25 protein-coding genes are annotated in these 19,378 nt (G+C 61.7%); 10 read left to right on the top strand and 15 right to left on the bottom strand.

Annotation, left to right across the window (positions count from 1 at the left end; genetic code table 11):
• The first annotated feature begins 201 nt into the window (after nt 1-201).
• The 3 genes from B3H86_RS07735 to B3H86_RS07725 all read left to right on the top strand — a co-directional run bounded on the left by B3H86_RS07735 (nt 202) and on the right by B3H86_RS07725 (nt 3,148).
• Complete coding sequence (locus tag B3H86_RS07735) at nt 202-747, top strand: CvpA family protein (RefSeq protein ID WP_292052595.1); 546 nt, start codon at nt 202-204, stop codon at nt 745-747.
• A gap of 73 nt (nt 748-820) precedes the next feature.
• The gene (gene purF / locus B3H86_RS07730; RefSeq protein WP_292052593.1) at nt 821-2,332 is read left to right on the top strand and encodes an amidophosphoribosyltransferase; all 1,512 of its coding nucleotides are present in this window, start codon (nt 821-823) and stop codon (nt 2,330-2,332) included.
• A 66-nt stretch (nt 2,333-2,398) separates the two neighbouring features.
• Complete coding sequence (locus B3H86_RS07725) at nt 2,399-3,148, top strand: SDR family NAD(P)-dependent oxidoreductase (RefSeq protein ID WP_292052590.1); 750 nt, start codon at nt 2,399-2,401, stop codon at nt 3,146-3,148.
• A 106-nt stretch (nt 3,149-3,254) separates the two neighbouring features.
• Here the strand turns inward: B3H86_RS07725 and der are convergent, their stop codons facing one another.
• The 6 genes from der to B3H86_RS07695 all read right to left on the bottom strand — a co-directional run bounded on the left by der (nt 3,255) and on the right by B3H86_RS07695 (nt 8,676).
• Nucleotides 3,255-4,880 carry a ribosome biogenesis GTPase Der gene (gene der, locus B3H86_RS07720; protein ID WP_292052586.1) on the bottom strand — a complete coding sequence of 542 codons (1,626 nt, stop codon included), beginning with the start codon at nt 4,878-4,880 and terminating at the stop codon, nt 3,255-3,257.
• A gap of 31 nt (nt 4,881-4,911) precedes the next feature.
• Entirely contained in the window at nt 4,912-6,309 is a 1,398-nt protein-coding gene (locus B3H86_RS07715; RefSeq protein WP_292052608.1) for a PQQ-like beta-propeller repeat protein, read from the bottom strand.
• A 47-nt stretch (nt 6,310-6,356) separates the two neighbouring features.
• Complete coding sequence (locus B3H86_RS07710) at nt 6,357-7,145, bottom strand: tetratricopeptide repeat protein (protein WP_292052584.1); 789 nt, start codon at nt 7,143-7,145, stop codon at nt 6,357-6,359.
• A 146-nt stretch (nt 7,146-7,291) separates the two neighbouring features.
• Nucleotides 7,292-7,699: a hypothetical protein gene (locus B3H86_RS07705; RefSeq protein ID WP_292052581.1), complete on the bottom strand. Its 408-nt coding sequence runs from the start codon at nt 7,697-7,699 to the stop codon at nt 7,292-7,294.
• The gene (locus B3H86_RS07700; RefSeq protein ID WP_292052578.1) at nt 7,692-8,261 is read right to left on the bottom strand and encodes an RNA polymerase sigma factor; all 570 of its coding nucleotides are present in this window, start codon (nt 8,259-8,261) and stop codon (nt 7,692-7,694) included. The genes B3H86_RS07705 and B3H86_RS07700 overlap by 8 nt, the downstream gene beginning before the upstream one ends.
• A gap of 13 nt (nt 8,262-8,274) precedes the next feature.
• Nucleotides 8,275-8,676 (bottom strand): DUF6249 domain-containing protein, encoded by a 402-nt coding sequence (locus B3H86_RS07695; protein WP_292052575.1) that lies wholly within the window; start codon nt 8,674-8,676, stop codon nt 8,275-8,277.
• 165 nt (nt 8,677-8,841) lie between these two features.
• Between B3H86_RS07695 and B3H86_RS07690 the strand changes: the two genes are divergently transcribed.
• A complete protein-coding gene (locus B3H86_RS07690) occupies nt 8,842-9,081 on the top strand; it encodes a hypothetical protein (protein WP_292052572.1) in 240 nt (79 codons plus the stop codon).
• Here the strand turns inward: B3H86_RS07690 and B3H86_RS07685 are convergent, their stop codons facing one another.
• The 5 genes from B3H86_RS07685 to B3H86_RS07665 form a co-directional block, all read right to left on the bottom strand.
• The gene (locus B3H86_RS07685) at nt 9,082-9,396 is read right to left on the bottom strand and encodes a Spx/MgsR family RNA polymerase-binding regulatory protein (protein ID WP_292052569.1); all 315 of its coding nucleotides are present in this window, start codon (nt 9,394-9,396) and stop codon (nt 9,082-9,084) included.
• A 70-nt stretch (nt 9,397-9,466) separates the two neighbouring features.
• The gene (locus B3H86_RS07680) at nt 9,467-10,000 is read right to left on the bottom strand and encodes a hypothetical protein (RefSeq protein ID WP_292052567.1); all 534 of its coding nucleotides are present in this window, start codon (nt 9,998-10,000) and stop codon (nt 9,467-9,469) included.
• 128 nt (nt 10,001-10,128) lie between these two features.
• Nucleotides 10,129-10,476, bottom strand: coding sequence for an ArsC family reductase (locus B3H86_RS07675; protein WP_292052564.1), 348 nt, complete (start codon nt 10,474-10,476; stop codon nt 10,129-10,131).
• 22 nt (nt 10,477-10,498) lie between these two features.
• Nucleotides 10,499-10,741 (bottom strand): hypothetical protein, encoded by a 243-nt coding sequence (locus B3H86_RS07670; protein ID WP_292052561.1) that lies wholly within the window; start codon nt 10,739-10,741, stop codon nt 10,499-10,501.
• A gap of 180 nt (nt 10,742-10,921) precedes the next feature.
• Complete coding sequence (locus B3H86_RS07665) at nt 10,922-11,500, bottom strand: fasciclin domain-containing protein (protein WP_292052558.1); 579 nt, start codon at nt 11,498-11,500, stop codon at nt 10,922-10,924.
• Between the two features lie 507 nt (nt 11,501-12,007).
• Here B3H86_RS07665 and B3H86_RS07660 point away from each other — a divergent pair.
• From B3H86_RS07660 to B3H86_RS07635, 6 genes are all read left to right on the top strand, one after another.
• The gene (locus tag B3H86_RS07660) at nt 12,008-13,054 is read left to right on the top strand and encodes an extracellular solute-binding protein (RefSeq protein WP_292052555.1); all 1,047 of its coding nucleotides are present in this window, start codon (nt 12,008-12,010) and stop codon (nt 13,052-13,054) included.
• Between the two features lie 14 nt (nt 13,055-13,068).
• Nucleotides 13,069-14,673, top strand: coding sequence for an ABC transporter permease (locus B3H86_RS07655; RefSeq protein ID WP_292052552.1), 1,605 nt, complete (start codon nt 13,069-13,071; stop codon nt 14,671-14,673).
• 4 nt (nt 14,674-14,677) lie between these two features.
• A complete protein-coding gene (locus tag B3H86_RS07650) occupies nt 14,678-15,697 on the top strand; it encodes an ABC transporter ATP-binding protein (RefSeq protein ID WP_292052549.1) in 1,020 nt (339 codons plus the stop codon).
• An 88-nt stretch (nt 15,698-15,785) separates the two neighbouring features.
• Nucleotides 15,786-17,423: an FMN-binding glutamate synthase family protein gene (locus B3H86_RS07645; RefSeq protein ID WP_292052545.1), complete on the top strand. Its 1,638-nt coding sequence runs from the start codon at nt 15,786-15,788 to the stop codon at nt 17,421-17,423.
• Nucleotides 17,424-17,512: 89 nt separating this feature from the next.
• Entirely contained in the window at nt 17,513-17,800 is a 288-nt protein-coding gene (locus B3H86_RS07640) for a hypothetical protein (RefSeq protein ID WP_292052544.1), read from the top strand.
• 42 nt (nt 17,801-17,842) lie between these two features.
• Nucleotides 17,843-18,013, top strand: coding sequence for a hypothetical protein (locus B3H86_RS07635; RefSeq protein ID WP_292052543.1), 171 nt, complete (start codon nt 17,843-17,845; stop codon nt 18,011-18,013).
• A 52-nt stretch (nt 18,014-18,065) separates the two neighbouring features.
• On the opposite strand, the gene B3H86_RS07630 is transcribed toward B3H86_RS07635, so the two are convergent.
• From B3H86_RS07630 to B3H86_RS07615, 4 genes are all read right to left on the bottom strand, one after another.
• Nucleotides 18,066-18,425 (bottom strand): hypothetical protein, encoded by a 360-nt coding sequence (locus B3H86_RS07630; RefSeq protein WP_292052542.1) that lies wholly within the window; start codon nt 18,423-18,425, stop codon nt 18,066-18,068.
• 81 nt (nt 18,426-18,506) lie between these two features.
• Nucleotides 18,507-18,632 (bottom strand): hypothetical protein, encoded by a 126-nt coding sequence (locus B3H86_RS07625; RefSeq protein ID WP_292052540.1) that lies wholly within the window; start codon nt 18,630-18,632, stop codon nt 18,507-18,509.
• A gap of 74 nt (nt 18,633-18,706) precedes the next feature.
• Nucleotides 18,707-18,922: a helix-turn-helix transcriptional regulator gene (locus tag B3H86_RS07620; RefSeq protein WP_409450230.1), complete on the bottom strand. Its 216-nt coding sequence runs from the start codon at nt 18,920-18,922 to the stop codon at nt 18,707-18,709.
• On the bottom strand, nt 18,906-19,334 hold the full coding sequence (locus B3H86_RS07615) for a hypothetical protein (RefSeq protein ID WP_292052539.1): 429 nt from the start codon (nt 19,332-19,334) through the stop codon (nt 18,906-18,908). Before B3H86_RS07615 ends, B3H86_RS07620 begins: the two co-directional genes overlap by 17 nt.
• Nucleotides 19,335-19,378 lie beyond the last annotated feature (44 nt).

Raw genomic sequence — 19,378 nt, 5'->3', positions numbered from 1 at the left:
CCGTGGGCCGCGCCGAGGCCCGACTGCGCGAAGCCGCCAAACTGGGCTTCGAGCGCGCCATCGCCCCCGCCTTGGGCAAGGGCAAGAAGAGCGACGTCAAACTGACGGCGGTCGAGCGCCTGGCCGATGCCGTGGACCGCATCGCCCAGAACCGCTTTTAAGGCCTCGGAAAAGCCGCCCTTCCCGTGTTAGCCAAGGGACATGACCGGCTTTGATGTCTTTGTCATTCTGGCGATCCTGCTGTCGGCGGCGGCGGGATGGTTCCGTGGTGCCCTGCGCGAACTGACCTCGCTATTCAGCTTCTTTCTGGCCGGACTGGTCGCCTTGATCACCCTGCCGTGGACGGCACCGTTCGGGCGCAGTCTGGTTGATCCTGACTGGGCCGGATCGATCCTCGCGGTCGGCATCGTGTTCGTCGTTCTGTATTTCACCATCCGTATCACGGCGGGCAGTCTGTCCAAGGGCGTGCGCGGCCATGCACTGGGCGCAATCGACCAGACAGCAGGTGCGGGCCTGGGTCTTCTGCGGGCTATGGCCTTTATCGGCTCCATCCACCTGATTCTCATGAGCGTGGTCGGCGAAGACCCGCCACGCTGGTTCGCGGAGGCCAAGTCGCTTCCCGTCAGCATAGCCTCCGCTTCGACCATACAGACCGTACTGCCCATGATGGCCAAGGGTGCGGATGCGCTCACACCCATCGTAAAAAGGTCCGTGCACGAAGGCTTTTCGGACCAAACCGAACAATGAGCCTTGAACTTACGCTCCGTCAGGACTAGGTGCGGGCCATTCCGACTTAACCCTCGGTCATCGGAGTTCCACGATGCCCCACCATATCGCCGATCCCGTCGTTCACCGTGAACATTGGCGCGAACCGGACGATGACCAGCTGCGTCTCGAATGCGGCGTCTGTGGTGTGTGGGGTTCGCCCGACAATGAAGCGTCGTCGATTGTGGCCCTTGGCCTGCACGCGCTTCAGCACCGGGGTCAGGAAGCCTGCGGCATCGCCAGTGTCCTCGACGCCGAGCGTTTCTTCACCGAACGTCACATGGGCCTTGTGGGTGAGGCCTTCGGCAATGCCGACCTGACCACCCGCCTTCCGGGTTCCGCCGCCGTCGGCCACACCCGCTACTCCACCGCCGGAGGCAGCTTCATCCGCAACGTCCAGCCGATGTTCGCCGATCTGGACCAGGGCGGTATCGCCATCGCCCACAACGGCAACCTGACGAATTTCAAACACCTTCACGCCCAACTGGTTTCCGAAGGTGCCATCTTCCAGTCCACCTCCGACTCCGAAGCCATCCTCCACCTGATCGCCCGCAGCCGTAAGGCCAAGATCGTGGACCGCTTCATCGACGCGCTGGGCCGTATCGAAGGCGGTTACGCCCTCGTCGCCCAGACCCGTTACAAGATGATCGGTGCCCGCGACCCGCTGGGCATCCGTCCGCTGGTGCTGGGCAAGCTGGGCGAGGCATGGGTTCTGGCTTCGGAAACCTGCGCGCTGGACACGATGGGCGCGACCTTCATCCGTGACATCGAACACGGCGAAGTCGTCGTCATCGACGAGGACGGCCTGACCTCGATCAAGCCCTTCGCCGATCAGGGTGCCCGCCCCTGCCTGTTCGAATACGTCTATTTCGCCCGTCCCGACTCCATCGTGAACGGCCGTTCGGTCTATGAGGTCCGCAAGGAAATGGGCCGCCGTCTGGCCCGCGAGTTCCAGATCGAGGCCGACATCGTGGTTCCGGTGCCCGACTCGGGCGTTCCGGCGGCTCTGGGCTATGCCCAGGAAGCCGGCATCCCGTTCGAGATGGGCATCATTCGCAGCCACTATCTGGGCCGTACCTTCATCCAGCCGTCTCAGGCCTCGCGCCAGAAGGGCGTGCGCATGAAGCACAGCCCGAACAAGGCCGTGCTGGAAGGCAAGCGCGTCGTCCTGATCGACGATTCGATCGTGCGCGGGACTACCTCGCTGAAGCTGGTGCGCGCCGTCCGCGCCGCCGGTGCCAAGGAAGTCCACCTGCGCTCGGCCAGCCCGCAGATCCTCTATCCGGACTTTTACGGCATCGACATGCCCGAGCGTTCGCAGCTGATGGCCGCTACACATACGATGGAAGAAATGCGCGCCATCCTTGAAGTCGATTCGCTGGGCTTCCTGTCCATCGACGGCCTGTATGAGGCCACCGGCGTCGGCCCGCGCAACCCGAACCGTCCGCAGTTCACCGACCACTATTTCACGGGTGACTACCCAACCCGCCTGCTGGATCGCGAGGCCGAAGAAGGCGGTCGCGAGCTGGGCGGCAAGAAGGTTTCCATCCTCACCGTGAATGCCTGATCAAAAGGGCCGCCGGATCATCCGGCGGCCCTTTCTTATAGCGGCGCTCCGCGCTATCAGCGGCGTATGTCCGATACCGCTTCCCTTCCGCTCGCAGACCGTATTGCACTGGTTGTTGGTGCTTCGCGTGGCATTGGCCGCGAAACCGCACTGGCCCTGGCCAAGGCCGGTGCCCATGTCGTCGCCGCCGCCCGCACCCAAGGCGGTCTGGAGGAGCTGGACGACGAGATTTTCGCCGCCACCGGCAAGCATGCGACCCTGATCCCGTTCGACATCATCGACGGCGGTTCGATCGACCGACTGGGCGGCGCGCTCTATGAGCGTTTCGGCAAGCTGGACATCTGGGTCCAGGCCGCCGCCACAATGGGTGCCGAAGGCCTGACCCCCGTCAGCCACGCCGACCCGCGCGGCTTTGCCAAGATCGAGAAGGTCAATTTCACCGGCGTCTACCGCCTGATCCGCTCGCTGGAGCCGCTGCTGAAGGCCTCCACCGCCGCGCGTGTCATCCACCTGACCACCAGCGTTGCGTCCGAGCCGCGTGCCTTCTGGGGGGCCTATGCCGCCACCAAGGCCGGTGCCGAGAACCTGATGCGCTGCTGGGCCGATGAAGTGGAATCCATGCCGATCCGTGTCGCCATCGTCAATCCGGGCCGGATGCGTACAGGCCTGCGCGCCCAGGCCTTCCCCGGCGAGGATCCGCTGATCCTGCCCCACCCGCAGGAAATCACCCCCCTGATGGTCGAACTGGCCCGCGGCGACAAGGAGCCGCCACTGTTCACCAGCTTCAAGGAATGGAAGGCCGCACAGGCCAACTGACCTTCAAGGGCCGCTTCCATAGGGAGGCGGCCCTTTTCAGTGACCGGAAACGAAAAGGGCGACCCGCAGTGCGGATCGCCCTTTTATTGTCTGCCAAAGGCTGGCCTTAACGCTTCGCGCCGCCCTTTTGGCCGGTACGGATACGGCCCGAGCGGGACACCTGACGGGCACCACCGCGTGCGCCCTTGCCCACGAAGATGTTCGAGCCGGACTTCTTGGATGCCGAGGCCTTCAGGCCACCCAGAGGTTTGACCTTGGGCTTGATGCCCGCCTTGGCCTTCTGCTCCAGAGCCTTGCCCGGAAGGTTCGACAGCTTCTCTTCCTTCTCGGCCTTGATGACCTTGCGCGGGGCGGTCTTGGCCGCGCCCTTGAAGCGTTCCGGCCCCGACTTGGCACCGCCCTCGGCATAGGGGTTGGCCGAGCTGGACTTGACGTTCAGACGCATGGGAACGCCCTGAAGGTCAAAGGACTCGCGGATCGAGTTCACAAGATAACGCTTGTAGTGGTCCGGCATCGAAGCCGCGCGCGTCGCCATAAGGACGAACGTCGGCGGGCGGGCTTTGATCTGGGCGATGTATTTCGGCTTGATACGCTTGCCATCGACGGCGGGCGGCGGGTGACGCTGTACCGCCAGCGCCAGCCAGTCGTTCAGGTCCTTGGTCTTCACCTTGGCGGACCAGGTGTCATAGGCCTTCATGATGGCGGGCATCAGACGGTCTACGCCACGGCCATTGAACGACGAAAGGGCGACGAATTCCGAGCCTTTCAGCTGCGGAAGCTTGTCGTCTGCCATCTGCTTCAGCTTGGCCAGACGGGCCTGCGGTTCCTCTTCGAGGTCCCACTTGGAGGCCACATAAACCAGCGCACGCCCTTCCCGCTCGACCAGATCGGCCAGCTGCAGATCCTGCGTATCGAAAGCGTCGTCCTTGTCCATGACCAGAACGACCACCTCGGCAAAGGTGATGGCGCGGATGGTGTCGGCGACCGACAGCTTTTCCAGCTTTTCCTGCACGCGGGCCTTGCGGCGCATGCCGGCGGTGTCGATCAGACGGATGTTCTGACCTTCCCACTGCCAATCCACCGAGATGGAGTCGCGCGTGATGCCTGCCTCGGGTCCGGTTAGCAGACGGTCATCGCCGATCAGACGGTTGATCAGGGTGGACTTGCCCGCGTTCGGACGACCGATCACCGCGATGCGGATCGGCTTTTCGGGTTCATCGACTTCCTCGATGAAAACGTTTTCCGAGGCGGCCAGAAGGGCCTGATACAGGTCGGCCATGCCCTCGCCGTGCTCGGCGGAGATCGGCACAGGCTCACCGAAGCCGAGACTGTAGGCCTCGCCCACACCGCCGGTGCTCTCACGACTTTCGGACTTGTTGGCCAGCAGGATGACCGGCTTGTGCACGCCCCGCAGACGGTCCGCAAAAATGCGGTCCAGCTGGGTCACGCCCTCGCGGGCATCCATCGTGAACAGAACGATGTCGGCATCTTCGATAGCCAGCTCGGTCTGCTCGCGCATGCGGGCTTCGAGGCTTTCGTCGGTGACGTCCTCATAACCTGCCGTGTCGATCAGGGTCAGGTCCATGTCACCGATGCTGCCGTCGGCATAGCGACGGTCACGGGTCACACCGGGGCGATCATCGACCAGCGCGAGGCGCTTGCCGACGAGGCGGTTGAACAGTGTCGACTTGCCCACATTGGGCCGGCCGACGATGGCGATCTTCAGAGCCATGTCGGCCTTCTAACGCAATTTTTGTACAAGGTCAGCGGATGCTGATGAGGCGGGCGTCGTCGGTCAGGACATAGAGCGCGCCGTTATAGGCGGCGGGCGCGATGTAGGCCGGAGCCCCCAGGTTGATGGTAGCGGTCTGCGCGCCGGTCTTCGGATCAAAGGCCACCAGTTGGCCATCCGAGTTCACCAGCACCAGACGGTTCGAGGCCAGCACAGGACCGGACCACGTCGGGCGCACCGTACGCTTGCCGAAGCCAAAGAACCAGCCACCTTCTTCACGGACTCGACCTTCGTTGAGGTCGCGGGTCCAGTAGATCTGGCCGGATTCGCGGTTGATCACGGTCAGCTCGCCGGTCTTGGACACGACATAGACCACATCCCCCACCGGCAGGGGCGCATTCACGCCACCGATCGGCAGTTCCCATTTCGGATTGCCGGTACGCAGGTCCAGCGACTGCATCAGGCCCGACTGGCTGACGGCATAGACAGAGCCACGGCTGATAACCGGACGACCGGCAATATCGCGCAGTTCCGACAGGGCGTTGGTGCGGCTGGTGCGCGACAGCACCTCTTCCCAAACCGGCTGGCCGTTGGTGGCACGCAGGGCCACGACCTGACCGGACGAGAACGGCGCGATGACGGTGTCGCCGCTGACCGCCGGACTGGAGGCGCGCATGATACGGGCCGGTTCGGTAATGCCGCGATAGGACCAGGTCGGCATACCCGTGGCGATATCAAGCGCGAGCAGCTGGTTATCGACGTCCACCACATACAGGCGGTTCGACGCCACGGTCGGTGCGCCGTGGATCGGCAGGTCCGTCTGGTGCTGCCAGATGATCTCGCCCGTAGCCGAGTTCAGGGCGGTCACGGTGCGATAGCCCGAGGATACGAAAACCGTATTGCCCGATACCGCCACGCCGCCGCCGAAACCGCCGCCGGTCTTGCCACCGCCGGTCGGGATGACACGCAGGAAGCGCCCACCGCCATCGCGTTCGTCCGTCGCAAGGTTCTTGCGCCACACGATTTCGCCGGTGCCCGCATCGACAGCCGAGACCTGGGCCTCGCCGTCGATGACGAAGATACGGCCGTCAGCCGCCACCGGAGGCGACATCACCTGACGCATACGGTCAGAATCAGCACCGATATTGCGACGCCATGCGACCTTGAATTCGGGGGCTGCAATGACGTGGCCGACATCGTTCTCGGCGTTGCCGCCCGGCTGGCTCCACTGGGCGACCGATTGCGGGCCCGGAATGAAGAAGTCACGACCCGACAGCGCCGGTGACGGGGTCAACTGCTGTTCGAACTCGAGGATCGAGATGCGCTCGCCTTGGGTGGCGACAGCCTTGGGGCCGTCATCCTTGTTGACGAACGGCAGGACCTTTTTGACCGTGCCACACGAGGCAACGGTAGCGGCCAATCCGCACATCAGAGCAATTTTCAGCGAACGATTCATCTCGGACTTCTCGTGCAAGATTACTGGGCTTGAGCAGGTTGAGCGGGGGCAGCCGGCGCAGTCTCAGCCGGCGCTGCCTGTACAGGAGCGGCCGCCGCAGGTGCGCCGGGCACCGTAGTCGGAAGCTTGATCGCCTCGGCCACAATCTTCTTGACGGCACCCGAGGTCCCGGAGTCGATCAGCTGGACACCGACATTGGCGCGCTGGCGGACCGTTTCCGGAACGTTTTGGCCCAGTTGAAGCTGCACGAAGATTTCGCGGGCATCGGCCCCCTTGTCATTCATCAGCAGCACGGTGGCCAAGGCTTCCTGGGCCAGTACCGAATACGGACGCTTGTCGCCGGTCAGCGGTTCCAGACGGGCCTTCAGATCGTCCAGCGGCGCGGTATCCACCAGCAGATAGGCCGCCTTCAGTGCGGCAGCATCGGCGATAACCGGATCCTTGCCGGCCTTTGCGGCCTCATCGAACAGGCGAACGGCGTCCTGGATCTTGTTCTGCTCGACGGCGATCGCGGCCTGCTGCATCAGGGCCATAGCCTTATAGCCACGCGAGCCGGTGTCAGCCGCTTCGCCAAAGGCCGTGTTGGCTTGATCGAAATTACCCGCAGCAGCGGCTTCGATACCGCGCTGGTAAGCTGTCGAAGCCTTTTCGGCCTCACCGGTCTGCCACGACTGGTACCCCCACCAGCCCAGCGCACCAATCAGCGCAACAGCACCCACGCCGGCACCGATCGGCAGCCAGACACGTGCAAAGCGCTTAATACGTTCGGAGCGAAGCTCCTCTTCGACCTGTTCGAAGACATCAACCAAGACAGTCGCCCCAAAAGCCGTTGAAAACACGGGTGGCAAATTCGTCGCGACCCTAAAGTGTCCCGGCGCTGCCCGCAACGAGGGCAGTGCCACAGACTGTTTCTTTTTCGCGATTAAAGGTCGATCAAGGCTGGAAAACGGCGATCTTAAAGAGATTTCGACAGGCGGACGGCCATAACGCCCAGTACAATCGTCGCCGCTACGCCGAACATGATCAGCAGATACGGGCCGCTGAGAATCCCCAATGACACGTCCGACAGGCCTAATTGCTGCGACATTTCTTTAAGCGCGCCAAACGCAGCGGTACGTTCCTCGCGCGCCTTGAATGTCGTGAACAGAGCCTCGCGCGTTGCGCCTGTCAGCTGAAGTTTCACCATGCGGCTGCCAATGAACAGCACACCGATTACGCCGACAAGAATCATCAAACCGCGACGCCAGCGCCAGCGGTTTTCAAGCCTGACAGCCACCTCGGCATCGAACAGCGCCGAATCGGCGAACTCGGGCGTGACCCGGTAGGCCTTCTCGACTGCGGGATCAAACTCGCTTTCAGACATGATCCAACCTCGATTCAGCGAAAGGCTGGGGTATCAGCCGGTTTCGCAGTTTTTGAAGCCCCCGCTTGACGTGTGACTTCACCGTGCCCAACGGCAGGTTCAGGGACGCGCCGATCTCTTCGTGTGTCAGGCCTGCGCCGTGACACAGGGAAACACACATGCGTTCGGGTTCGCTCAAAGCATTGAGCGCCTTGTCCAGATCGCAACGCCCGACAGGGTCCAGTTCCAGACTTTCCCAAACCTCGTCCGATAGGGGGTCGACCTCGGTATAGCGGGCTTCCTGCTTGATCTGGCGCAGGTACAGACGCGCAGCGATACGCCCGACCCAGGATCCGAAGCTCCCCTGCCCCCGATAATCAACGCATTTCTCGTAGGCCCGCATGAACGCATCCTGCGCTATGTCGTCGGCCACGGCATACTGCGCCCCCATACGGCGTAGGAGGGCCCGCACGAACGGCGAGTGCCGTCGTACAAGCTCTCCGAATTCATGACGCCCGCCCGCTGCCGCGATAGCAGCCAGTTCCACATCATGCAGGGCCGAAAGGGGCTGTTTGCGCTTCATATTCCAGGGCTTCTCAGTCCGGGATTTTGTTGAAGCGCGACAGTATCAGATAGGCGATCCCAAAAACAAACGGGACACAGGCCACGCCCAGCAGTCCATTGTTGAACGGCACAACATTGTCCACGCCAATCTCAAGGGACGTGAACTGGCCCATCAGCGCCAGCCCCACACCTGCGGCGATCCAGAGCACGCCGCGGCGGATATCGCGTGACTTCGACGGAAGCCCCTTCTTCACATCGCGGGTCATGACCTCGATCAACTCGGCCGGCAGCGACTGGCCCTCGCCAATCGCGGTGCGAACCGTTTTCTGCATGTCCTTCTGGCTGCGATGCTTGAAATAGCTGGGCAGCACACAGATGGCCGCAATCGTGCCGAAGGTCGACAAAATGGCGATAATGGCGACGATCTCTTCCATTAGGCTTTATCCTTTCACCCGGCCCGTCAGGGGCCTTTCGGTGATATGAGACATCTACCTAGCGTCACAGATGCACGGCGGGACATGAAATCTTCGTAAGGCAGCGGCGCAGCCAGTTTCCCGTTGGGGAGTTTCCTTCAGACGCCCACAAAAAGGAAACCGCACATGCCACAGATTACCTATCGCATCGAAGAACATGACGGCGGCTGGGCCTATCGCCTCGGAGACACCTGGTCCGAAACCTATCCGGACCACGACTCGGCCCGCGCGGCGGCCGTCCGCGCGGCCCGCGAACAGAAGGTCCCGGATGAAGACGCCTATATCGAGTTCCAGGACAGCGAAGGTCAGTGGATCACCCAACACGCCGACGGCCAGGACAGGCCCGCAGCCACTGTTGAAGGCTGATCAGCCTTTCAGGACTGACTGATAGAGTTCGGGCTTGAAGCCCAGAACCGTCTTGCCATTGCCCAGATCCAGCACCGGACGTTTGATCATCGACGGCTGCTCGATCATCAGGGCAATGGCCTTGGCGGCATCGATGTCGGCCTTGGCCTCATCCGGCAGCTTGCGGAAGGTGGTGCCCGCCTTGTTCAGCACCTTTTCCCAGCCATGCTCGGCCACCCACTTTTCCAGCTCGGCCTTGTCCGCGCCCTTGGCCTTATAATCGTGGAAGTCATAGGCCACGCCATTCTCGTCCAGCCAAACGCGGGCCTTCTTCATCGTGTCCCATTTTGACAGGGCCGCAGTTTAGTAAAGATATATTCTTTTATTTCATATACTTAACAAAACTCTATCTCGGCAACTTCAGAGACAATCCTGAGTTAGGTAATGGTAATCCCAAATCAGGCTCCACACCGACGGTTCTTCGGAGCTCATCGAGCACGACCTGAGGATGAAGATAAGTGCCAATCAAAGCCTCAGATTGCGGGCGAGGCACCCCAGTTTGTTTTGCTCTATAAATCTCAAGCTGATCAATATCATTATCTAGAGCAAGCCTGCTTAGCGCTCTCATATAATACTGGTTAAACTGCGACTCAGATAATGTCTCATGCGCAGTATATGGAACCTGTACTTGCGAATAACCTCCAGAAGGCTTCTTCCTCGGAACCGTCTCCTTGAAGCATCCATTAATGGAAATCATTCTCGCAAGAGAATCATCAGAACCAGCCTTAGCACTTTCAATCAAATAATCAGGCCAAGAACTGAAGCCAGTTTCGTTCAAATAGTTACTAAAGTATAGAGATCCATTTTTTATATCGTGCTCGATTTCTTCAACCATATACCGACGCACATCTTCCGTAAGATCGTAATAATCTAACCCCATAACTCTTCTCCCATTATCTATACGAGAGAGCTTTCTGAGTCTGATGGCGAGCTCTCGACTAAGCTAGAGCATATGGACGGCTCAATTTCAAATATCTTTGATACTTAGATTTTAGGGAGCGCGGTCGCTTATTTCAGTGAAGCTGCGTAGACATCTGCCTTAAAGCCCACCAATCGCTTCGCCCCTAGATCTAGGATCGGTCTCTTAATCATCGACGGCTGCTCAATCATGAATGCAATGGCCTTATCTGCGTTCAGATCAGTCTTGGCTTCATCAGGCAGCTTCTTGAACGTAGTCCCTGCCCGATTGAGCACGACTTCCCATCCATGCTCATCGACCCACTGCTTCAGCTGGTCGGCAGGGACACCATGCTTCTTGTAGTCATGGAAGGTGAACTCGACGCCATTCTCCGCCAGCCAAGTCCTAGCTTTTTTGACGGTATCGCAATTTGGGATACCATACATAATCACGGCCATAATCATCAATCCTCTGATTTACTTAGAAATTAAGCGCTACAACCGTAACAAGTTGCTCACAGGCCTTGATGCCGTAGAGGGTGATGGACATGGTGCGCTCCTGAACTGTTGCTGAGGCGGCTGTCGCATTGAACGGCAGATGGGTCAAATGAACTGGCCATGTCACCGCTCGTTGCCCGGTGCATGGCCTATCGCCCGTCACGACCGTTTGGACCGCGATGCGTTGACCGTAGCGACGGAATTCCAGATCGCGGCTGCGCTCCACCACCTGTTAGAGAGGCTTTTCTGTTCCGGATCGCACACCGAATGTGAAACAGGCCGAGGTCATCATTGCCGCGGCGAGTTCGGCTATTCACCCCGAATCTGACGGTCCGGGCGTTGGATTCAACGCCTCAGGAACAACGCCGGTGGGCGGAAGTGTCTTTCGACACCTCCGCAGCGGGACCTAGTTCGGGAGCGACACCGCATCAGTGACATGAATCACGCCGTTCGACTGGAAAACATCAGCCTGGGTCACTGTGGCGACGCCGCCTTTCTCGTCGGTCAGGATGACCGAGCCATCCCGTATGGATGCTGTCAGCGTGCCGCCTGACACAGTCGTGATCGCTGCGGAACCGCCGCCCGCGCGGATTAGCTCAATGACGTCAGCGGCGGTCACGCGGCCCGCGACCACATGATAGGTCAGGATATTGGTCAGCTTTGCCTTGTTTTCCGGTCGGACCAGGGTCTCGACGGTTCCGGCAGGTAGTGCGGCAAAGGCGTCGTCGGTCGGAGCGAAGACGGTGAAGGGGCCCGGGCCAGACAGGGTCTCCACGAGCCCGGCGGCGGTGACCGCGGCGACCAGGGTGGTGTGGATCGGCGAGGCGACTGCGTTCTCGACGATCGTCTTGCTCGGATACATCGCGGCGCCTCCGACTGTGACCGTCGATTGATGCATGCCACCATGCTGATCGGCGAAAGCGGCGGGCGCAGCGGCGAGGAGTGCGGCGGCGGATGCGGCGCCGAGGATTGCAGAGAGCTTCATGTCGAGGTTCCTGAAAAGGTCCGCGTCGGTACGAACCTAGGAGATACGAGGACCGGTAGTGGCCGGATGTTCCATATCTTCGTCGTGCGTCATCCGGCCGCGGGTCGCGCCCCCCCGCGCAATAAAAGTAGAGATGTCGGCCATCCGATAGCTTGGCACGAAGGGGGGCTGCGTACGGCGCGGCAGCGTCTTGGGCTCATGCCTGCGATGCCGAAAGACTTAAGAGAACGAACGACATCAAGACGGTTCCAACCACAACACATGTCCTGTTTCGGTTCGAAGCTAAGACAACCTATGCGTTCCGGGTTTTGCCCTCAATGTTTGGATAAAAAGGCTTTCCACCCGTAACTGACGTTATCGGGTCATCACATGAAGACCGCGTTCCGATTACGCCTTGCCCGCAGGCGTGAAATAACCCCACCTTCCTTGTGCGTCAGAATGCCCCAACGATTTTGCGAGCCATTCGCATTAGTCAGACCCATCCTTTGACCGATCCGGAGTTTCCGTATGCGCCGTCTTACTGCCCTTGCTGCCGCTGCTGCTGCCCTGACCCTCGCCGCCTGCGGCCAGTCGCAGGAAAAGGCCGCCGATGGCGCAGCCTCCAACGTCCTGAACCTGTACACGGCGCGTCACTATGATGCCGACCAGAAGCTGTACGATCTGTTTCAGGAAAAGACCGGCATCGAGGTCAAGCGCATCGAGGGCCGTCCTGACGAACTGATCGCCCGCATGAAGGCCGAGGGCGCCAACAGCCCCGCTGACGTGTTTGTGGCCGCCGATGCCGGCGCCCTGTGGCGTGCCCAGGATGCCGGTCTGCTGCAATCGGTGAACTCCGACGCGCTGAATGCAGCCATTCCGGAAAACCTGCGCGAGCCGTCGGGCGCCTATTACGGCTTCTCGCGCCGCGCCCGCATCGTGGCCTATGATCCGGCCAAGGTGCAGCCTGCCGAGATCGCCGACTATGCGGCTCTGGCCACCCCGCGCTTCAAGGGCAAGATCTGCGCCCGCTCGGGCGACAATGTCTATAACCTGTCTCTGGTCGGCGCGATGATCGAGGCATGGGGCGAAGCCAAGACCCAGCAGTGGGTCGAGGGTGTCGTCGCCAACTTTGCCCGTCCGCCCGAAGGTGGTGACCGCGACCAGATCCGCGCCGTGGCTGCGGGCGTGTGCGAAGTGGCCCTGACCAACTCCTACTACTTCATCCGCATGGCCAATGGCGAAGACGCCGCCGACCGCGACATCGCGGCCAAGCTGCGCCTCGGCTTCCCGTCGCTGGACGGCAAGGGTTCGCACGTCAACATCTCGGGGGGTGGCGTTGCGGCCCATGCGCCGAACAAGGCCAATGCGATCAAATTCCTGGAATTCCTGGCCACGCCCGAAGCCCAGAAGATCGTGACCGAACTGAACTATGAATATCCGGCCGCCAACGGTGCCGCTCCGGCCCCGACCGTTGCGCCCTATGCCGATATCACCCCGCACCCGATGAACGTCTCGCGCTATGGCATCAACCAGCCCAAGGCCCAGTCGATCATCAGCGCGGCAGGCTGGCGATAAGCCCCCAGCCGACAGTGAGCGTTAGCGAGGACCGCCGCAGAAAGCGCGGCGGGCTTTCGCCATTGCACGTCCTGGGGTGGGCGGCGGCCATTATCGCGCTGCTGCCCCTGATCGGCGTGGTGTTTGCCGCCCTTCAGCCGGGCCGCGCCGACATCGCCTTCAAGGACGTGGCCCGCTATGCCGCGACATCGTGCATGGTCGCGCTGGGCGTGGCCGTGGTGACGGGCCTAGTGGGCACACTGGCCGCGTGGCTGGTGGCCATGCACCGCTTTCCATTGCGCGGCGTGTTTGCATGGGCGCTGGCCCTGCCCTTGGCGGTACCGGCCTTTGCGCTGGCCTATTCCTATTCGCAGATTTTCGATGTGGGCGGCCTGTTCCTCATGTGGCTGAGGCCCACGTTGGGGTTTGATATTCCGCTACAAGTCCGCTCGGTCCCCGGTGCTGTGTTTGTGCTGTCCTGCGCCTTCTACCCCTATGTGTACCTCGCGATGCGGGCCGCCTTTGTCAGCCAGTCGGTCCAGCCGGTAGAGGCCGCGCGGATGCTGGGCTGCACCGTCGGCGAGGCTTTCCGCCGCACCGCCCTGCCCTTGGCCCGACCGGCACTGGCGGCGGGCATGGCGCTGGCCGTCATGGAGACGCTGGCCGACTATGGCGCGGTACAGTTCCTCAGCGTCCAGACCCTGACCACGGGCGTGGTGCGGGCATGGTCGGTCTATGGCTCGCCCGCATCGGCGGCGCGTTTTGCCTTACCGCTTCTGGTGACGGCAGCCGAGCTTCTGGCGCTGGAGCGCTGGGGCCGTCAGGGGCGCCGCTATGAGACGACACGCGGCCAGCAACGCAACGTCGAGGCCGTACGGCTGACCGGCGTGAAGGCATGGGCGGCCAGCCTGTTTTGCCTGCTTCTGCAGGCGCTCGGCCTGCTCTTGCCGATGGGCTATCTGCTGTGGCGCTCGCTGGAGATCACGCCTGACTGGCCACGCCTGATGGCCGCCACCGCAAGGACGCTTGGCATGGGCCTTTCCGGTGCGATGGTCACTGTCGTCCTGGCGACCTTGCTGGCATTGGGCGCACACAGGATGCCCGTCATGGCCCGCATCGCCAGCCTCGGCTACTCTACCCCCGGTGCCGTGATGGCCATTGGCCTGCTGGGCCCCGCCGCCGTTCTGTGGACCGTCGCCCCCGGTGCCGTCAGCGGACTTGGCGTTGGCGTGGCCCTGTTGATCTATGCCTATGCCGCGCGCCTGATGGCTGCCGCGCTGGAGCCTGTGGAGGCGGGCCTGTCAAAGGTCACACCCGCCATGACGATGGCCGCACGCAGTCTGGGCCGCGGAGAATTGGCCACCGCCACCAGCGTCAGACTGCCGATCGCCAAGGGGGCCTTGCTGACCGCCGGACTGATCGTGTTTGTGGATGTGTTGAAAGAACTGCCCGCCACACTGATCCTGCGTCCGTTCGACTTTGACACCCTGGCGGTTCTGGCCTCCAACTATGCGCTGGACGAGCGTCTGGCACAGGCCGGTTGGCCATCGTTGCTGATTGTGGCACTGGCCCTGCCGGGCGTCATCTGGCTGACCCGCCAAGTGACCGAAACTGGCCGCACCCGAAAGCCTGAAGAGTAACCCGTTGAGCGAACCTGCCGTTATCACCCTGTCCAACGTCCGGCGCGACTATCATGGTCGTGTCGCCGTAAAGGGGGCCAGTCTCAGCCTGAAACCGGGCCGCATTACCGCACTGCTGGGTCCGTCAGGCAGCGGCAAGTCCACCATTCTGCGCATGATTGCAGGGCTGGAGCCGCTGGATGGCGGCACGATCCACGCCGGTGACACCCTACTGGCCGATGACCGCCACTCCATCCCGCCCGAACGACGCGACATCGGTCTGGTGTTCCAGGACTATGCCCTCTTCCCCCACCTCAGCATCGCGGACAATGTGGCTTTCGGGCTTAAGGGCAGCCGCCAATCCCGTCGCGGGCAGGCTTTGCAATGGCTGGCACAGGTCAGGCTGGCCGACCGCGCCGACAGCTGGCCGCACATGCTGTCAGGCGGCGAGCAACAGCGCGTGGCCTTGGTCAGGGCGCTGGCCCGCAAACCCCGCGCCATCCTGTTGGACGAACCCTTCAGCGGGCTGGACCGCCACCTGAAAAGCGAGGTCCGCAGCAGTCTGATCGACACCCTTCGTGCCACCGGCACCGCCGTCCTCGTGGTGACCCACGACGCCGAGGAAGCCCTGATGATGGCCGATGAACTGGTGTTGATGGACAAGGGTGAAATCCTGCAATCCGGCACCCCTCAGGACTGTTACACCCGTCCCGCCTCCATCGCCGCCGCCCGCCTGCTGGGCGAGACCGAGGTGCTGGGCTGTACGGTAACGTCCGGCACCGCGAGCACGGCCTTTGGCGAAATCCCCTGCGATCTGCCGGACGGCGTGGCATGGCTGATGACACGGCCCGAAAGCGTACACGTCTCGGCCGCCTGTGACGGTGGCACTGTCCGCTCTGTCACCTTTGGCGGGACCTTCCACGAGATCGTGCTGGAGAAAGACGGCAACACCCTACGCATCCGTACGCCATCGACGGCACTGAAGGTCGGTGACATCGCCACCATCCGGTTCGATCCGGCCACGACCCACGTCTACCGTTCCTGACAGAGTGCGCATTTGCCCCCTTGCGGGAGCCTAAAGCCCAAGTCACCGTTACCTCACATCCAGTGTGGATATTAGCGGGCGGCCCATCATGCACATCAGTCGGTTCTCGGTGTTGGCGATCTGTCTTGTGGCGACGGTGGCTGTGGCCGTGGGCATGGTTTGGGAAAGCGACCTCTGGCCCTTGCTGCCGGTGTTTGCAGCCCTGTCGGCGCTGGGCCTTTATGACCTGAGCCAGACCCGCCATGCGGTGCGCCGCAACTATCCTATCATCGGAAACTTCCGCTGGCTTTTCGAGGCCTTACGGCCAGAGCTTCGACAATATCTTTTCGAGTCGGACAGCGAGGCCACGCCCTTTTCCCGCAGCCAGCGCTCGCTGGTCTACGCCCGCGCCAAGCGCGAGAGCAGCGAGCGTCCGTTCGGGACCCTGCTCGATGTCTACAGCGAGAAATACGAGTTCATCGCGCCTTCCCTTCGTCCTGCGCCGGTCGCCGATCTGTCGATGATGCGGGTCAACATCGGCGGGCCCCAGTGTCGCCAGCCCTATTCGGCGTCTCTGTTCAACATCTCGGCCATGAGCTTTGGCTCGCTGAGCGCCAATGCCATTCGCGCCCTGAACCGCGGGGCGAAGATGGGCGGCTTTTACCATGACACCGGCGAGGGTGGCATCAGCAGCTATCACCGCGAGGCTGGCGGCGATCTGGTTTGGGAAATCGGCAGCGGCTATTTCGGATGTCGCACTCTGGATGGCCATTTCGACCCTGAGAAGTTCGCTGCACAGGCCTCTTCACCGCAGGTGAAGATGATCGAGATCAAACTCAGTCAAGGGGCCAAACCGGGCCACGGCGGTATCCTTCCCGGCCCTAAGGTCACGCCGGAGATCGCCGAAATACGCGGCGTGCGGGTCGGGGTGGACTGTGTTTCGCCCGCCGCCCACACCGCCTTTGATACCCCCGTCGGCATGATGCATTTCATCGCCCGCCTGCGTGAGCTGTCGGGCGGCAAGCCGGTCGGCTTCAAACTGTGCATCGGCCACCCATGGGAGTTCATGGGCATCGTCAAGGCCATGCTGGAAACCGGCATCCTGCCCGACTTCATCGTGGTGGACGGTGCCGAAGGCGGTACGGGTGCCGCCCCTCTGGAGTTCACCGACCATATCGGCACGCCTGTGCGCGAGGGCCTGTTGATGGTCCACAACACGCTGGTGGGCGCAGGCCTACGCGAGCACATCCGCATCGGCGCGGCGGGCAAGGTCATCAGCGCCTTTGATATCGCCAGCCTGATGGCAACCGGCGCGGACTATACGAACGCCGGTCGCGGCTTCATGTTCGCGCTGGGCTGCATCCAGTCCCTGTCGTGCAATACCAACAAATGCCCGGTCGGTGTCGCCACGCAGGATGCCTCGCGCCAACGCGCCCTGGTCGTGCCGGACAAGGCCGAGCGTGTCGCCAACTTCCACAACAGCACCATCCACGCGCTGGCCGAAATGCTGGCCGCCGCCGGTATAGAAAAGCCCTCGGACCTTGGCCCGCAGCATCTGGTACGCCGCGTCAGCCAGTCGGAGATCCGGCTCTATTCCCAGATCCACACCTTCCTGAAGCCGGGCGAGCTGCTGGAACAGGGCGAACAGCACCCCTTCTACGGCCTGTCATGGAAGCTGGCAGACGCCCACAGCTTCACCGCGGAAAAGGGATATTCGGCCTTCAACGATCTGGAACTCACCCGCTGAGATCACAGGAACCTCATGCGTTCGTCTATTGCGGATCGGTGCGCCCCATTGAACACTGGGCCGGTAGACGTAGCGTAAGGTAATGCCCGATGATCCCCGTTTCCCAGGAAGAACGGATCGGCCTGTTCAGGAACTGCGTGCGAAGTATCGTCGAGAGCCATTCCACGGCGGAAGCAGCAAAGCGCAGGATCGACGCCATCAACCTGCTTTGGGCATCGGAATTCGACGATCAAGGCAAAGGCCCGCCGCTGACCTACGATGGCGAGCCTGCAGGCCTGTTCACCATCATCGGCTATCAGGTCGGCAACAAGACCTTTGCCGCACACAAACGGCGGGTCTCGGACGATGAACATGATATGCGGCCCTACCTCGCCTAAATCATCGATGGCGTACTCCCGCACATCCAGTCTGACGAATACATGAAGACATGGGGCGAAGCGGGCTCCCGCCAGCGTATCGAGACCGCGGCCAACAAGATAAAAAGCCTTGCAGAACGCGGTCGCAACCGCGCCGGCTTCGGACTGGCCCTGTCGCACTGGGACGCCGATGTCGAATACCTGCGCCAGCGATGGAAGAACGCCCCCGCCTAGCATTGCCGTGAACTAAAAAGGGGGCCCCGAAAGGCACCCTTTTACGTCGTTCTCACTGACCGAACGGGTCGCGTTCGATGTGGTTGATGGCGCGTTCGCGGGCGGCGCGCTCTTCGGCCTCTCGCTGCAGGCGCTCAAGACAGCTGTCAGCCTCTGCAATGGCCGAGCCGATGCCCGTCATACCTAGGTCCGTCATGGCGACGGCTCCGCCCGACCGATCGCGCAGAACCGTCATGCGGGCGTCCGATCTCAGAAGTCCCACCTCATCGATATCGAGCATGAAGGTGATGCCGTTGTGCCAGCCCTCTGCGCCGACATGTCTGGCGTGGTTACGCCCCGGGAAGGCAATGGAGATATCGGGATAGTGCTCGCCACTGCGCGAGTTGAACCAGTCATAGCTGGTGATGATCACCCGATACCCCTCCTCACTGCGACGCAGCTTGAAATGATGCTGATGGCGCTCGGGGACATTGTACGATGCCTCAACCTAGCATTAGGGCGGATTGAACGGCAGATCGTTCCAGCTCACGCGGACGCCGACATGTTCAAACGGTGCAGCCTGCGCCAATGCGGTGCTCGGCAGAAGCGCGAACGCGGCTGATATCAGGTACTTTTTCACTCGAATCTCCCCTCAGAGGGGAAGTCGATAACACAGTCCAATCAGGCCCCGACAGCAAAGCTTGTGCTATCCACCTACTGCCAGCTGAACACCTGATCCAGAGAAACGCCGAACACATCAGCGATTTTGAAAGCCGTTTCCAGCGAGGGCGAGTATTTGCCCTGTTCGATCGCGGCGATGGTCTGGCGGGTCAGCCCTACCCGCTCGCCCAGCTCGGCCTGCGTCATCTCGGAGGCATGGAAACGCAGGGTGCGGATATTGTTGTGAAGACGCTTAGCCGCTGAAACCACGACGATACCCTACAATGATCATGACCTGGCGGATGGCCTCGCAGACCACGATGAGGGCCAACGACGCATTGATGATTTTAAAGGCCGGTTCGGAAAACGGCGCGACCACGCCGACGATGATCACACCCACCATCATCAGCCCATAGGCAATCGATGTCGCCCTGCGGTCGATGGCGCGATCGCGTTCATCGGGTTTGGTATTAGCATCACGACGGGCCGCAAGCGCCAGCGCTCCTGCTCCCACTGCCATGACGATGGCGTGCGCCACAGCCGCAGGAGCGAATGCAGACGGAATAGCCGCCAGCCTGCCTTCGCCAAAACCCACCGCGGGACCCGCGATAAAGAAATAATAGCCATAGGCGAGCGCAAACCCCGCAAGGGTCAGCCACGCAATCTTTTCCCTGAACGCCATGATCGTTTCCTTCCTGTTGGTATAACAGGAATATCGAAACGAAC

The sequence above is a fragment of the Brevundimonas sp. UBA5866 genome, assembly GCF_002432125.1.
Classification (GTDB): domain Bacteria; phylum Pseudomonadota; class Alphaproteobacteria; order Caulobacterales; family Caulobacteraceae; genus Brevundimonas.
The sequence above is the reverse complement of the archived record's forward strand: the minus strand, read 5'-3'. Positions and strand labels throughout refer to the sequence as shown.